General features: G+C 64.3%; 10 protein-coding genes. 5 read left to right on the top strand and 5 right to left on the bottom strand.

The window, feature by feature from the left end; translation table 11 throughout:
• Window positions 1–12: 12 nt before the first annotated feature.
• The 3 genes from QPK29_RS19125 to QPK29_RS19115 are packed head-to-tail and all read right to left on the bottom strand — an operon-like array spanning window position 13 to window position 2900.
• Window positions 13–798, bottom strand: a complete 786-nt coding sequence (locus tag QPK29_RS19125; RefSeq protein WP_056126015.1) for an enoyl-CoA hydratase/isomerase family protein — start codon at window positions 796–798, stop codon at window positions 13–15.
• Window positions 799–808: 10 nt separating this feature from the next.
• The gene (locus QPK29_RS19120) at window positions 809–2416 is read right to left on the bottom strand and encodes a carboxyl transferase domain-containing protein (RefSeq protein WP_371770752.1); all 1608 of its coding nucleotides are present in this window, start codon (window positions 2414–2416) and stop codon (window positions 809–811) included.
• Window positions 2417–2456: 40 nt separating this feature from the next.
• Window positions 2457–2900, bottom strand: coding sequence for a YchJ family protein (locus QPK29_RS19115; protein ID WP_371770751.1), 444 nt, complete (start codon window positions 2898–2900; stop codon window positions 2457–2459).
• 276 nt (window positions 2901–3176) lie between these two features.
• Between QPK29_RS19115 and QPK29_RS19110 the strand changes: the two genes are divergently transcribed.
• On the top strand, window positions 3177–3500 hold the full coding sequence (locus QPK29_RS19110; protein ID WP_371770750.1) for a hypothetical protein: 324 nt from the start codon (window positions 3177–3179) through the stop codon (window positions 3498–3500).
• Between the two features lie 611 nt (window positions 3501–4111).
• Here QPK29_RS19110 and QPK29_RS19105 read toward each other — a convergent pair.
• Window positions 4112–5344 carry a D-amino acid dehydrogenase gene (locus QPK29_RS19105; protein ID WP_371770749.1) on the bottom strand — a complete coding sequence of 411 codons (1233 nt, stop codon included), beginning with the start codon at window positions 5342–5344 and terminating at the stop codon, window positions 4112–4114.
• Between the two features lie 99 nt (window positions 5345–5443).
• Window positions 5444–6703 carry a serine hydrolase domain-containing protein gene (locus tag QPK29_RS19100; RefSeq protein WP_400189804.1) on the bottom strand — a complete coding sequence of 420 codons (1260 nt, stop codon included), beginning with the start codon at window positions 6701–6703 and terminating at the stop codon, window positions 5444–5446.
• Window positions 6704–6914: 211 nt separating this feature from the next.
• On the opposite strand from QPK29_RS19100, the gene murQ reads away from it, so the two are divergent.
• From murQ to QPK29_RS19080, 4 genes are all read left to right on the top strand, one after another.
• Window positions 6915–7796, top strand: a complete 882-nt coding sequence (murQ, locus tag QPK29_RS19095) for an N-acetylmuramic acid 6-phosphate etherase (protein WP_371770747.1) — start codon at window positions 6915–6917, stop codon at window positions 7794–7796.
• A gap of 46 nt (window positions 7797–7842) precedes the next feature.
• Window positions 7843–9108 (top strand): MFS transporter, encoded by a 1266-nt coding sequence (locus QPK29_RS19090; RefSeq protein WP_056126031.1) that lies wholly within the window; start codon window positions 7843–7845, stop codon window positions 9106–9108.
• Window positions 9105–10241, top strand: coding sequence for an acyltransferase family protein (locus QPK29_RS19085; RefSeq protein WP_371770746.1), 1137 nt, complete (start codon window positions 9105–9107; stop codon window positions 10239–10241). Before QPK29_RS19090 ends, QPK29_RS19085 begins: the two co-directional genes overlap by 4 nt.
• Before the next feature lie 69 nt (window positions 10242–10310).
• Entirely contained in the window at window positions 10311–11843 is a 1533-nt protein-coding gene (locus tag QPK29_RS19080; RefSeq protein ID WP_371770773.1) for a glycoside hydrolase family 10 protein, read from the top strand.
• Window positions 11844–11916 lie beyond the last annotated feature (73 nt).

Genomic DNA, 11916 nt, shown 5'->3' with positions numbered 1-11916 from the left:
TGTTTGGTCTAGCTAGTCCAGCCATGAAGGCCGGCGTTTTTCGAGAAATGAGGCGACGCCCTCGCGCCCTTCGAGCGACGCGCGGATGACCGCGATGCGGTTGGCCGTGTCTTCCAGCAGCGCCTCCGTGACGGGTTCGCCCGCGATCTCGCGCACGAGCTTTTTCGCTTCGCGCACGGCGTTCGGGCTGTTGTTGGCCAGCGCCTGCACGATGCCGGCGACCTTCGTGTCGAGGTCCGCGGCCGGCACGATCTCGTGCACGAAGCCGATGCCGTGGGCTTCCTTCGCGTCGAAGCGTTCGGCCGTGAGGAAGTACCGGCGCGCGGCCTGCTCGCCCATCGCCTTGATCACGTACGGCGAGATCGTCGCCGGGATCAGCCCGAGTTTTACCTCGGACAGGCAGAAGTTCGCCGTGTCGACGGCCACGACGACATCGCATGCGGCCACCAGGCCCATGCCGCCGGCGTAGCAGTCGCCCTGCACCTTCGCCACGACGGGCTTCGGGCACGTATACATCGTGCGCAGCATGTCGGCGAGGCGCATGGCGTCGGCGCGGTTTTCGCTGTCCGAATAACCGGCCATCTTCTTCATCCAGTTCAGGTCCGCGCCGGCGCAGAACGCGGGGCCGTTCGCGGCGAGCACGATGGCGCGCACGAGCTCATTGCGTCCCAGTTCGTCGAAGGCGAGGGCCAGCTCCGCGATGCTTTGTTCGTTGAACGCGTTGCGCAGGTCGGGGCGGTTCAGCGTGACGTGGCCGATGCGGTCCGTGATGGTGACAGTCAGCGTTTGATAGTCCATGTCCGTCTCCTCACATGCGGAACACGCCGAACTTCGTGTCCTCGATCGGCGCGTTCAGCGCGGCCGAGAGGCCCAGGCCCAGCACCATGCGCGTATCGGCCGGGTCGATCACGCCGTCGTCCCACAGGCGTGCGGTGGCGTAATACGGGTGGCCCTGGTGTTCGTACTGTTCCTTGATCGGCTGCTTGAACGCGGCTTCCTCGTCCGCACTCCACTGGCCGCCGCGCGCCTCGATGCCGTCGCGCTTGACGGTCGCCAGCACCGACGCGGCCTGGTCGCCGCCCATGACGGAGATGCGCGCATTGGGCCACATCCACAGGAAGCGCGGCGAGAAGGCGCGGCCGCACATGCCGTAGTTACCGGCGCCGAACGAGCCGCCGATGATCACGGTGAACTTCGGTACGGCCGCCGTCGCGACAGCGGTGACCATCTTGGCACCGTTGCGGGCGATGCCTTCGTTCTCGTACTTGCGGCCGACCATGAAGCCGGTGATGTTCTGCAGGAAGACGAGCGGAATCTTGCGCTGGCAGCACAGCTCGATGAAGTGCGTGCCTTTCAGCGCGGACTCCGAGAACAGGATGCCGTTGTTGGCGATGATCCCGACCTTCATGCCGAAGATGTGGGCAAAGCCGCAGACGAGCGTCGTGCCGTAGCGGGCCTTGAATTCGTCGAAGCAGCTAGAGTCCACGATGCGCGCAATGACTTCGCGCACGTCGAACGGTTTTCTCGTGTCGACCGGGATGATGCCGTACAGTTCTTCGGGCGCGTATTTCGGCTCGATGCTGTCACGCAGCGCGCCCTGTTGCGGCTTCGTGCGGTTCAGGTTCGAGACGATGGTTCTCGCCAGCGCCAGTGCGTGCGTGTCGTTCTGCGCCAGGTGGTCGGCGACGCCGGACAGGCGCGTGTGCACGTCGCCGCCGCCCAGGTCCTCGGCGGTGACGACTTCGCCCGTCGCTGCCTTCACTAGCGGCGGGCCGCCCAGGAAGATCGTGCCTTGCTCCTTGACGATGATGGATTCGTCGCTCATCGCCGGCACGTACGCGCCGCCCGCCGTGCACGAACCCATCACGACGGCGATCTGCGGGATGCCCTTGCTCGACAGGGTCGCCTGGTTATAAAAAATGCGGCCGAAGTGGTCGCGGTCGGGGAACACGTCGTCCTGGTTCGGCAGGTTGGCGCCGCCCGAGTCGACGAGGTAGATGCAGGGCAGGTTGTTCTGCTCGGCGATCTCCTGCGCGCGCAGGTGTTTTTTGACCGTCATCGGGTAGTACGTGCCGCCCTTGACGGTGGCGTCGTTACAGACGATCACGCATTCCTGGCCCGCGACGCGGCCGATGCCCGTGATGATGCCGGCGGCGGGCGCCGCATCGTCATACATGGCGTACGCGGCCATCTGGGAGAATTCGAGGAACGGGGTGCCCGGATCGAGCAGCATCTGCACGCGCTCGCGCGGCAGCAGCTTGCCGCGCGCGACATGCTTGGCGCACGCGGCCTCGCCGCCGCCCTTGGCGACCTGCGCCACCTTGGCGCGCAAGTCGTCGACGAGGGTTTGCATGGCGGCGGCGTTGGCTTTGAAATCTTCGCTGCGCGGGTTGAGTTTCGTGTCGATCTGGGGCATCGGATCCTGTCTCCTGCTGTTCGCGGCTTGTGGCGCGGTTTTATTCAGGGAAACTGCCGTCCACATAGAACCACCGCATCTTGCCACCCACGGCAGGGTCCGGCTCGCGCACGAACCGGCTGACTTCATGCAACCGGTGGGCGCGGCCGTGGACCTTGAAGCGGGCGACGAATTCGACGGTGTCTTCGTTGGGTTGTTCCGGCAGGTCTGCTTTACGTTGACGTAAACGTAAAGCAGATTTTATCTCAAGTCCGAGCCACTGCACCTTTTGGTGTTGGTCGATGATGGGTTCCGCCGGCAACGTGCTGGGGTGCCAGGTCGCGCGCAGGTAGGCCTCGTCCCGCATGACGAAGGCCGTGTAGCGGGAACGCATCAACGCCTCGGCCGTCGGCGGCAGTTCCGCGCCGGCGATGAAGGGGCCGCAGCAGCGCATGATCGACGGGCCGCCGCAAGGACAGGGGAGAGGCTTCGCAGGAGTAGGCATGGCGGCAATTATCCGCCATTTCCGGGGGCTGGGTGAGCTACGCTTTTATGCGGGATAACAGCAGATGCGTGGGCGTTAATGCATCTGTGCAGATCTTTTGCTGAAAATAAATGAACTGCTCATTAAATGGGCGGAGAAATTTTTTGTTTCTAGGTGCCTGTGGTGACTGTTCTCTATCTTTTACCTGAGATTGCGCCGGAAAGTGATGTAAGAATGGCACAAATCGTCTGGACGATTGTATATTGACAACGATTTGATACCTCTTGGGAGACCGTCATGTCCGCAATCCGTAGTCTTGTCCTCACCGCTGCCCTATTGAACGTGTTGGCCACGGCCGTGGCGGCGGAAGTCATGGTCGAGAAGGATGTGCCGAAGCGTGCGAAGGCGCGGTTTTTCGAGCGTGTGCAGGCCGGGGGACTGGCGGATGCCGTTGCGCATCGCGGGCAGCCGGTGGACGTCAAGTCGGGCAAGTATCGCTTGCGGGTGCCTTGCGACAGTATGAAGCTGGGAAGCTTTGCCGACATTACCGTCACTATCGACGATAACAGCAGGACGCGGTTGCGGTTGCAGGAATGTGGGGTGCAGGTCGACAGTCGCTGAGAGGAACGTTACGGGCCCAACGCGGATCTGGAGGATGGATGAGTACGAAAAGCACCTTATGACAAAAAATAATCTCAACAGCTATATTCCCCCCGCTAGCGTTGCAGAACTGTCTGAACGATATGCGGCCGGTGAATGAACGTTCCCGAACACTGAGCTGAGTGAATCTGATCTCTCCGCAATAGAAGCAGTTACCTGTGCCGGGACAGTACTGGTCGAGGTTTCGTACGCTGGCGCAACTTGCTACGGTGTCACACTTACTGACAAGGACCAGTTCCCCTCAACGTAGTTACCAGAAGCGGACATTAAATGTGGGGATCATGATGAAATTCCGATATCAGTTTGCAGCCGATGTCGTCCGCGACGGCTTAAGCCTTGAGCTTACCGACGAGAGGTGGAATCGCTCGCGAAAGTGTTCAGATGCGATGCAAGCAACACATTCACTGTCTCAGTGTTTGCCGAGGAACTACCATTTACGGAAATCGAAAAATTAGTGCTAATGGCAAGAAAAGAACTCGGGTCGTTCGAGGACGGACCATCATTGCCGGATCCGCTTGAACTTGACGATGGATAGATAAACCGTAGTCAGAAACGTGCTCCGACCCTAAATCTCAGCCCAGCATCAACCCGTCCAACCCAAACGGTGGCGCCTTCCCCCGCATGAGGTCCGCCAGCAAACTCGCGGTGCCGCAAGCAAACGTGAATCCAAGCGGCCCATGCCCCACGTTCAGCCATAGATTGGAGTACGGCGTGGCGCCAATGATCGGCGCACTGTTCGGCGTCGCCGGCCGCAGCCCGGCCCACGGCGTGATCTGGGTGTAGTCGGCCGCACGCGGCATCGTCTCTTTCACCTGACGCGTGAGGCTGTCCAGCCGATGAGCGTTCAGGCTCAGGTCTTCGCCCACCATGTCGACCATGGCCGCCACGCGCAGCTTGTCGCCGATGCGCGCATACAGGACCTTGCGTTCGAAGTCGGTGACACTGATCTCGGGCGCGACATCGTCCAGGCGGATGGGTGCCGTCAGGCTGTAGCCCTTCAGCGGGTAGATCGGCAACGACAGACCCGCCGACTCCCCAAGCATGCGGCTTTGCATGCCGGCCGCCAGCACGTACGAATCGGCAGCCAGCAGCCCGGACGACGTCTGCACGCCGGCGATCCTGCCGCCGCCAGTGACGAAGCGCAAAGCCTCGCCATGCACGAACCCCGAGAAGCGCGGATGCGCCGCGATACGTTCGGCCAGCGCAACGCAGAACGCGTAGCAATCCGCCACCGCTTCGCCGCCGTTGTAGATCCCGCCCGCGAGCTTGTTTTCCATCGCGGCCAGCGCGGGTTCGTGCGCGACACATTCGGAAGCATCCCACACGGCGCCGGCATTCGGCTTCGCGGCGGCCGCGTCGAAGGCGGCGCGCGTGCGGTAGACGACGAGCTTGCCCGCGTCACGCCACTCGAACGCATCCAGCGGCACGACCGGTTCCAGCGACGCCATCGCGCGGCGCGACAGCTCGCCCAGTTGCAGCAGTTTATGGGTCGTCTTGCGATTCAGGTCGGCGCGGCAGTTGGCGAGGAAGGCGGCCAGCCAGCGCCACTGGTGCGCGTCGAATTGCGGGCGGAAGCGTAACGGGCCGTGTTCCTGGAACAGCCATTTCAAGGCCTTCAGCGGCACGCCGGCATCCGCCAGCGGCGACACGTAGCGGTAGCTCAGTTGCCCGCCGTTGCTGTAGCTCGTGCCGGTGCCCACGCCCGGTGCGCGTTCCAGCAGCGTGACCCGGTAGCCGGCTTCGAGAAGCCACCACGCCGAGGTCAGGCCGACGACGCCGCCGCCGATGACGATTACTTGTTGCATCCGTGCACGCTCTTGATCATGGACATGCTGGGAAGCTTAAGGGGCGGCCCTCTGCTCGGCTAATGAATGTAGAGCGGCCGGGCATAACCGGTGTTCATGTTATGCACTGTTGTTGGGCACGAGTTTGGGCACAATCGCGCCCCGATACAGTGCGGTCAGGATGCGCTCCTGGAACCGCGCCAGCGACGAATACTTGCCCTTGTTGACGGGCGCGAACGGATCCGTCGACGTGCCGCCCACCAGCACGATCATCCCGTTCCGGCGCTTCGGATCGAACGCGAACACGGACATCAGCCCGTACGCATCGCCCAGGTGCCCGACGGCCGGAAAGCCGCCACTTTCGACGAGCCTCGTCCCCGTTTCGTCCGGGAACTGTTCATTGCCGAGCCCCCAGCAGTGGAACAGGCCATCCGATGTGTCGCCGTTGCGCCCGTCATACGTCCATTGCCGACTGAACATCAGCGATAGCGTCGCCGGCTTCAACAGCTGCATGCCTTGCCCCATCAACATGCGCATCACGATTCCCATGTCGCGCGCGCTGATGCGCAGCCCGCCGGTCGGACTGAACGGCGTGGCATTCGTACCGATGACATAGCGATCAAGCACAGCCGGCGGCTTCACACTATAGTCATCGACCTGGGCGATCCACGGACCGGTCGCATCCCACACTTCCGTGTCGACCGTGCGCTTGCGGTACAGCGTGGCCAGATTGGCCAGCGCCTTGGGCGGCAGTTCAGAAGGGAGATAGCCTGCCTGCAGACCCAACGGCTCGATCAGCAGGCGCCGCATCAGGCGGTCGAAGCGTTCGCCCGTCACACGTTCCATCACGGTGCCGATGACGCCCCAGCCGAGGTTGCAGTACGTGAAGTAGGCGCCCGGGCCCGCGTTGGCCGCAAACATCCGGGCGTCGATCACATCCTTCAGCGCGACGTCCGCGCCCCACGAATAGCCGGCATCGTCGCGCAGCGAGGACGTGTGCGTGAGCAGGTGGCGCAGGGTGATTGACTGGCCGGGGAAATGCGGATTGCGCAAGGTAAAGCCGAGGTAGCCGGAGACGTCCGCGTCCAGGCTGACCTTGCCGTCTTCGAGCAGGCGCATCAGCCCGAGCGTCGTCATCATCTTCGAGATCGACGCGATACGGAACAATGTATCAGGGCCAACGTTCTTGTCCGGCAGGCCGTCGTGCCCGATGAAGCGCCGGCCGCACTGATAAGCGTAACTGACCTGTCCGGCGCGGATCGCCAGCACGGACAGGCTCGCCAGCTCGCAGGCCGGATCCGCGGCGATGGCGGCGAGTTCCCTGTCCAGCCGGCGCGGCGGCGCCGCCAGCAACGGTCCGGTGGCACCGAGCAAGCCCATGCCAAGCAACAAACGCCGCGCTCTGTTCATCGTCATCCCCATTTCACCGATATGCAGGCGAGAATACGGACTGATCCCGCGCCGGGCAAATACTGCGATGTCAATCCCGCATAACTTTTCGGAATGACAACGGCCGATCCTTTCATGACAGCCCCGGCGGCATCGGTATTACACTGGTCATGTCCGCACATCCAGGTCGAACAACAACGCGATGCTGAACACCGAAACCCCCGCCCCGCAACACGCGTCCCTCGATCAATATCCCACCGCCGAGCTGGTCAACGTGCTCGTCGACGACCAGTACAGGGCCGTCGATGCCGTGCGTGCCGCCGCGCCGCGCATCGCCGCGGCCGTCACCGCTGCGCTGCCCCGGATGGAGCGGGGCGGGCGCCTCGTGTATGTGGGCGCCGGAACGTCCGGCCGGCTGGGCGTGCTGGACAGTGTCGAGCTGTACCCGACCTTCTCCTGGCCGCACGACCGGGCCGTCGCGCTGCTGGCCGGCGGGACGGATGCGATGTTCGTCGCCGTCGAAGGTGCCGAGGACGACGTCGACCAGGGCGCGGCCGATATCCGCAACGCGAACGTGGGGCCGGACGATGTCGTGCTGGCCCTCGCCGCATCGGGCGCGACGCCGTATGTGCTGGGCGCCCTGCGCGCCGCGCGCGCGGCCGGGGCGCTGACGATCGGCTTCGCCAACAATCCGGAGGCGCCCGTCGCCGGCGAGGCCGAGATCGGGGTCACCCTGGACACGGGCCCGGAAGCCATCTCGGGCAGCACGCGTTTAAAAGCGGGCACGTCGCAGAAGATCGCGCTGAACACCTTCTCCAGCGCTTTGATGGTGCGTTTGAACAAGGTTTATGGCAACCTGATGGTAGACTTGAAGGCGACCAATGCCAAGCTGGTCCGCCGAGCCATCCGCCTGACGTCGTTCGCGACCGGGGCCGACGAGGAGGCGGCCCGCGCGGTGCTGGCGCAGTGCGACTTCCATGTCAAGGTCGCGATCGTGGCCTTGTCCAAGAACATCCCTGTCGAGCAGGCGCGTGTCCTGCTGGAGAGCGCGCGCGGCAGCGTGCGCGCCGCCCTGGCCGGCTGACGCGGCGCGGGCCCCAGCAATGCCCGCCGGCCGACGACGAAAGAACATGCAGACTACGCAATCCAAGAACCCGTGGCTGTGGGTGCCCTCGTTGTATTTCGGCCAGGCCATCCCCTACATCGTCGCCAACAGCCTGTCCGTCATCATGTACAAGGACATGGGGCTGTCCAACACCGACATCGCCTTTTATACGAGCCTGCTGTACCTGCCCTGGGTGATCAAGCCGCTGTGGTCGCCGGTGGTCGACCTGTTCGGCACCAAGCGCGGCTGGACGGTGTCTCTGCAACTGGTGCTGGCCGCCGCGTTGGGGGCCGTCGGCGGGACACTCCACCTACCGTCGTTCTTCATGATCAGCCTGGCCGTCATGTGGGTGATGGCATTCGCATCCGCCACGCACGACATTTCCGCCGACGGCTTCTACATGCTGGGCCTGCGCCAGCAACAGCAGGCCGCTTATGTCGGCGTGCGCTCGACGTTTTACCGGCTTGCCACCCTGGCCGCGCAGGGACCGCTCGTGATCCTGGCCGGCCATCTCTCGACATCGCTGGGCGACGTGCACCAGGCGTGGAGCATCGTGTTCTTCGTGCTGTGCGGGCTGTTCTTCGCGCTCTGCGCATGGCACCAGGCCGTGCTGCCGCGGCCTGATACGGATCACCGGGCGGCAGAAGGCACCAATCCCGTCGCCAGCTTCTTCGCCACCTTCGCCAGCTTTTTCCGCAAGCGCGACATCTGGCTGATCCTCGGTTTCATTCTGACGTTCCGCCTGGGCGAATCGCAGCTGCTGAAGCTCGTCGCGCCGTTCCTCAAGGACCCGGTGAGCGCGGGCGGCCTGGGCCTCACGACCGAGCAGTACGGCACCGCGTACGGCACCATCGGCATCATCGCGCTGACCATCGGCGGCCTGTTCGGCGGTTATCTGATCTCGCGCCTCGGCCTGAAACGCTGCCTGTGGCTGATGGTCCTGGCCGTGCACTTGCCGGACCTCGTGTTCGTGTACCTGTCGTCCGCGCAGCCGCAGAATTTCGGCGTCATCTGCGGCTTCCTCGCGATCGAGCAGTTCGGCTACGGCTTTGGTTTCACCGCCATGCTGATGTACATGATCATGGTGTCGGAAGGCCCGTACAAGACGGCCCATTACGCGATCTGCACGGGCCTGATGGCGCTCGGCATGATGGTGCCGGGCATGTGGAGCGGCAAGCTGCAGGAGATGATCGGCTACCAGCATTTCTTCGTCTGGACCTGCCTCGCGACGATCCCCGCCTTCGCGATGGCGGCACTGGTCAAGATCGATCCGGAGTTCGGCAAGAAGTGAACCATCAACGCCTCGTGTCGCTCGACGCCTTCCGCGGTTTTACCATTGCCGCGATGGTGCTGGTCAATAATCCGGGCGACTGGGGCCATCTGTACGGACCGCTGGAACACGCCAGGTGGAACGGCTGGACTTTTACGGACTGCATCTTCCCGTTCTTCCTGTTCATCGGCGGCGTGGCGATGGCCCTGTCGCTGGGCCGCCTGGCAGCAGCCGGTGCCGACCGTCCGCGCCTGCTCGCCAAGCTGGCCAGGCGCGCGCTGCTGATCTTCCTGATCGGCTTCCTGCTGAACTTCATGCCCTACTTCAATATCGACAAAGTGCGCATCCCCGGCGTGCTGCAGCGGATCGCGCTGTGCACCTTGCTGGCCGCACCCATCGTCGTGTACTGCGGCTGGCGCGCGCAACTGGCCATCATCGCGGGCGTGCTGGCGCTGTACAGCGTGCTGATGCTCTACGTTCCCGTGCCGGGCATCGGCGCCGGCGTGCTGGAGCCGGGACAGGACTTCGGCGCGTGGGTCGACCGCACGCTGCTGGGCAAGCACTTGTGGGTGCAGTCGAAGACGTGGGATCCGGAAGGCATCGTGTCGACCTTGCCCGCGCTGTGCAGCCAGCTGTTCGGCGTGCTGGCCGGGCGCTGGCTCGCGTCGAACGTGGACCGCACGCGGCAGGTGGCCGGCCTGGTGGTCGCCGGCATCGCGTGCGTCGCGATTGGGATGTTTCTCGATATCATTCTCATGCCGATCAACAAGAGCCTGTGGACACCGTCGTACTGCTTCCTGATGACCGGCCTGGCCTGCCTGGCATTTTCCGCATTCTATTGGCCGCTGGACGTGAGTCCGTCGTCCCGTGTACGTACGCTGGCGGCGCGCTGGACTCTTCCGTTCGTCATCTACGGCATGAACGCGCTGTTCATCTTTGCATTTTCCGGATTTGTCGCGAAAATGCTGGGCTATGTAAAATTCGCGCAGCCGGACGGCAGCCAGCACACGCTGGGGCAGGTGTTGTATGCGCCGATCGCCGCGTTGACGATCGGCGCCGTCAATACGTCGCTGCTGCATGCCGTGTTGTTCGATGCGTGCATGTTCCTCGTCGCGTGGGGCATGTGGCGCAAACGGTGGTTCGTCAAAGTCTAGGAGTTGGTGTTGCAACCTGATCAAAAACGACGCGCATTCGCGTTCGCGGGAGTCGCCGGTGCGCTGGCGATGGGAGGCCTCATGTCGGGCTGCAGTTCGACGCCTCCGCTGGTGAGCAACGTCCCCGCCGGCGATGAGCCGCCGCCCGCCCCGCGTGAATTCCGGGCCGCGTGGGTGTCGACCGTCGCCAACATCGACTGGCCCAGCAAGCCGAACCTCTCCGCCGACAAGCAGCAGGCCGAAGCCATCGCCATCCTCGACCGCGCCAAGGCGCTGAACCTGAATGCCATCGTGCTGCAGGTGCGCCCGTCCGCGGACGCCATCTATCCGTCCAAGCTGGAACCGTGGTCGGAATACCTGACGGGCCTGCAGGGCCAGGCGCCGCAGCCGTGGTACGACCCGCTGAAATTCTGGGTCACGCAGGCGCACGCGCGCGGGCTCGAGCTGCACGCGTGGTTCAACCCGTATCGCGCCCGCCACAACGGCGCCCGCTCGCCGGCCGCGCCGAACCACATCACGCGCACGAATCCTGCCGCCGTCAAGACCTACGGTAAATACCAGTGGATGGACCCGGGCGAGGAAGCCGCCGTCAAGCAGACGCTGGACGTCGTGCTCGACGTCGTGCGCCGCTACGACATCGACGGCGTCCACATCGACGATTATTTTTATCCGTACCCGATCGAGGCCCCGACGGCGACCGGCGCGGAAGGCGCCGCGCTGGAAGGCCGCACCGCGAAGGCCGAGCTGGATTTTCCGGACGAACCGGCGTGGCAGCGCTACCTGGCCGGCGGCGGGCGGCTCGATCGCGCGTCGTGGCGGCGCCAGAACGTCAACCGCCTGATCGAGGCCATGTACGAGGGCATCCACCGCGAGAAGAGCTGGGTGCGCTTCGGCATCAGCCCGTTCGGCCTGGGCCGGCCGGACCGCCGCCCGCGCGGCATCGTCGGCTTTTCGCAGTACGACAAGCTGTATGCGGACGCCGAGACGTGGCTGCAAAATGGCTGGCTCGATTATTTCTCGCCGCAGTTGTACTGGGGCATCCGCCAGCCGGGCCAGGCGTACGACGTGCTGCTGGACTACTGGCTGACGCAGAATCCAAAAGGCCGCCACGTGTGGCCGGGCCTGTTCACGAGCCGCATCGGCGCGCCGACGAAGGAGTATCCGCCGCAGGAAATCCTCGACCAGATCGACCACACGCGATCTCGTCCGAGCGCGAATGGCCACGTGCACTTCAGCATGGCGCCGCTGATGGAAAACCGCAAAGGGATCAGCGACCAGCTGCGCGCCGTGTCCTATCCGGGACCCGCGCTCGTGCCCGCCACACCATGGCTCGGCAACGAAGGGCCGTGCGCGCCGTCCGTCGCGGCCGTGCGCAAGGGCCCGTCCGTGTACCTGAAACTCGCGGCCGGCAAGGCCAATGCGATGTACGCGATCTGGTCGCGCTTCGGCAACCAGTGGCGCTTCGCCGTGGCGCCCGCGTCACGCGTGGACTGGGCCGTGCCGGACGATGCGAAGCTGGGCGCGGCGGATGCCGTCGTCGTCAGCGCCGTCGACCGCCTGGGCAACGAGAGTCCCAGGATCGAAGCCTGGCGCAAGGCATAACCTTGGGTCATGCATCGCCCGCCACCATTCATTCGCCCGATGAGCGCCTGACGGCGTACACTGGCGGGTGATC

The organism is Massilia orientalis, from assembly GCF_030411975.2.
Classification (GTDB): domain Bacteria; phylum Pseudomonadota; class Gammaproteobacteria; order Burkholderiales; family Burkholderiaceae_D; genus Telluria; species Telluria orientalis.
This window is presented reverse-complemented; position numbering and strand designations above follow the sequence as displayed.

What these genes read in the sequence shown, in the direction of transcription:
- QPK29_RS19100 (WP_400189804.1), bottom strand. Translation starts at nt 6,703, where the DNA reads ATGGGCTTGCTCGGTGCCACCGGACCGTTGCTGGCGGCGCCGCCGCGC.
- QPK29_RS19120 (WP_371770752.1), bottom strand. Translation starts at nt 2,416, where the DNA reads ATGCCCCAGATCGACACGAAACTCAACCCGCGCAGCGAAGATTTCAAA.
- QPK29_RS19115 (WP_371770751.1), bottom strand. Translation starts at nt 2,900, where the DNA reads ATGCCTACTCCTGCGAAGCCTCTCCCCTGTCCTTGCGGCGGCCCGTCG.
- murQ (WP_371770747.1), top strand. Translation starts at nt 6,915, where the DNA reads ATGCTGAACACCGAAACCCCCGCCCCGCAACACGCGTCCCTCGATCAA.
- QPK29_RS19125 (WP_056126015.1), bottom strand. Translation starts at nt 798, where the DNA reads ATGGACTATCAAACGCTGACTGTCACCATCACGGACCGCATCGGCCAC.
- QPK29_RS19110 (WP_371770750.1), top strand. Translation starts at nt 3,177, where the DNA reads ATGTCCGCAATCCGTAGTCTTGTCCTCACCGCTGCCCTATTGAACGTG.
- QPK29_RS19105 (WP_371770749.1), bottom strand. Translation starts at nt 5,344, where the DNA reads ATGCAACAAGTAATCGTCATCGGCGGCGGCGTCGTCGGCCTGACCTCG.
- QPK29_RS19080 (WP_371770773.1), top strand. Translation starts at nt 10,311, where the DNA reads ATGGGAGGCCTCATGTCGGGCTGCAGTTCGACGCCTCCGCTGGTGAGC.
- QPK29_RS19090 (WP_056126031.1), top strand. Translation starts at nt 7,843, where the DNA reads ATGCAGACTACGCAATCCAAGAACCCGTGGCTGTGGGTGCCCTCGTTG.